Here is a 2,149-nt window from a genome sequence, read left to right as displayed (position 1 = left end):
CCTGGCGGCGAGCGCGCTGTCGCTGGCCAACCTGCTGGCCTGGCAGCCGCAGCGCACCTGGCGCGTGCCGCTGCTGTGGATACTGCACCTGTCGTATGCGTGGATAGGCATCGGCTTCGCGCTGCTGGCGCTGGCCAGCCTGGGCGCGCTGCCGGCCAGCGCCGCGTTTCACGCGCTGACGGTGGGCTCGATGGCGGGCCTGATCATCGGCATGATGACGCGCACCACCCTGGGCCATACGGGACGGCCGCTCAAGGCGGGCAGGGCGGAGGCGTGGATGTACTGGCTGATACAGCTCGGTGCGCTGGCGCGTCTGCTGGCGGCAGTGGGATCCGCAGAGCTGCACCTGCCTCTGCTGCTGGCGGCGGGGCTGTGCTGGTCGCTGGCATTCGCCCTGTTTGTGCTGGTGTATGCGCCCTGGCTTTGGCGGCCCCGTGTCGATGGACGCGAAGGCTGACGCCGGGGCAGAACGGCGTCAGGCCAGCAGCCTCTTGATATCGGGTACCCAGTAGGACAGCGATTCTCCGACGACGAAGATCAGCATGCCCAGCATAAAGGCTTTCAGCAGCAGGTCGCGGTAGCAGATCATCGTCGCCTCCATTATCCGATTGCTTTAAACACACGGCCTATTCGACCATCGCTTGCCGATGCTGGGCGCATCGGCCTTCAGACCGGCGCGCCCTGGTATTCGGCCATGCTGCGCCGCACTTCCGTTTCCACTTCGGCCAGCAGCAGCGCCGTCTCGTCGAACCAGCCAGGTTCGGGCCGGTGCTGCTGGCGCGCCAGCGCTTCCAGCGCGGCCAGGCGCCTGACCAGCGTTGTGGCGCCCAGCAGCGCCACGCTGCCGCGCAAGCCATGGCTGGCGTGCAGCATGGCTGGCGTGCAGCATGGCTTGTGGCGTGCCGTTGCGGATGGCCAGTGCCAGCTGCGCCGCCTGGGCCGGCGCCGTGTCCAGATAGGTCTGGCACAGTGAGCGGAACAGGGGCAGGTCGTGGCAGGCGGCGTGCAGCAGCAGGGCGGGGTCGATGTGGCGGCAGGTTTGCATCGGTAGCCCCGGGCGCAGGAGGTCAGGTGCCGAAGCCGCGCCGCGCATGGCTGGCGCAGCAGGCGCGCAGGTAGCCGTGCAATTCGTCGTAATTGATGGGTTTGGCGAAGAACACCACGCCTGGCGGTACGCCGCCCCTGTCTTCCAGCGCTTCCGGCGGCAAGCTCGACAGCATGGCGATATGCATGTCCGCCAGCAGCGGGTCTGCCAGGATGGTGCGTATCACTTCGTAGCCGTCAATGCCGTCCATGATGATGTCGCTCAAAAGGATGTCGGGTTGGTCGCGGGCGATTTCCATCAGCGCCTGGTAGCCGTTTTCGCAAAAGCGCACGCTGGCGGGCAAACCCCAGGACGCGAGCTGCCGCTGATACAGGGCCCGTTCCATGGGATTATCCTCGATCACGAGGATCGAGGGCGGGGAAGCGTCGCCAGGCGGCCTTGACGGGCGTGGCGCGCGTCCTTCCTGACTATGTTGTGCGTAGCCACTCTTGTACGCATGCACGGCGGCGAGGGGAATGCGCCGGTGGCCGCCCCGCGTCTTCCATGCTTCGATGACCCCCGCTTCCACCAGTTGCTGCACGGACGTGACGGAAATGCCGAGGAGTTCGGCAGCTTGTTGCGTGGTACAGACGTCAGCTGCTTGCATGGCGAGGGCCGGGATGGGTGAGGATGTGGCCATCATACGCAGGCGATGCGTGAAAATCAAATTTGCCAAATCTCATGAATTATCGTCAGCGCTGGCTTTCCGTGTCGCGCCGGCGGTCTTCGTATAGCTGCGGCTGCTGCAACTGCGTTACCGCGCTTGACAGCACTTCCAGCGCCATCAGCAAGTCCGCATGCAGGCGCCGCTGTGCTTCGATGTCGTTGTTGAAACTGGCATGCACGGCGGCGCCGGACAGCTGCCGCAGCTGCACCAGCCCCAGGGCCGTGCTGGTGTCGAAGATTTCCTGTTCCAGTACCCGGGCCGATGCCATGCGGGCATAGCGCAGGGCATGCGCGATGCCTGCCAGGCGGTCGCGCGTCTCGGCCACGAAGAGGGCCAGGATCTCGCCCTGCACCAGCCGGTCTTCGCCAAACATCGCATCGAGCCGCGCCTGCTGGAAC

At 65.9% G+C, this 2,149-nt stretch carries 4 protein-coding genes; 1 reads left to right on the top strand and 3 read right to left on the bottom strand.

What is annotated here, in order from left to right:
- Nucleotides 1–457: NnrS family protein (locus JaAD80_RS28570; RefSeq protein WP_146012595.1), on the top strand; the 457-nt coding region annotated here is incomplete at its 5' end.
- A gap of 209 nt (nucleotides 458–666) precedes the next feature.
- Here the strand turns inward: JaAD80_RS28570 and JaAD80_RS28565 are convergent.
- The 3 genes from JaAD80_RS28565 to JaAD80_RS31065 all read right to left on the bottom strand — a co-directional run.
- Complete coding sequence (locus JaAD80_RS28565) at nucleotides 667–873, bottom strand: Hpt domain-containing protein (protein WP_102299545.1); 207 nt, start codon at nucleotides 871–873, stop codon at nucleotides 667–669.
- Nucleotides 874–1,067: 194 nt separating this feature from the next.
- Nucleotides 1,068–1,691 (bottom strand): excisionase family DNA-binding protein, encoded by a 624-nt coding sequence (locus JaAD80_RS28560; protein WP_102299546.1) that lies wholly within the window; start codon nucleotides 1,689–1,691, stop codon nucleotides 1,068–1,070.
- An 85-nt stretch (nucleotides 1,692–1,776) separates the two neighbouring features.
- Nucleotides 1,777–2,149, bottom strand: a 373-nt coding sequence (locus tag JaAD80_RS31065; RefSeq protein ID WP_180979646.1) for a hypothetical protein, incomplete at its 5' end; no start/stop codon positions are given.

It is taken from the genome of Janthinobacterium sp. AD80 (assembly GCF_002878455.1).
Lineage (GTDB): Bacteria > Pseudomonadota > Gammaproteobacteria > Burkholderiales > Burkholderiaceae_D > Janthinobacterium.
This window is presented reverse-complemented; position numbering and strand designations above follow the sequence as displayed.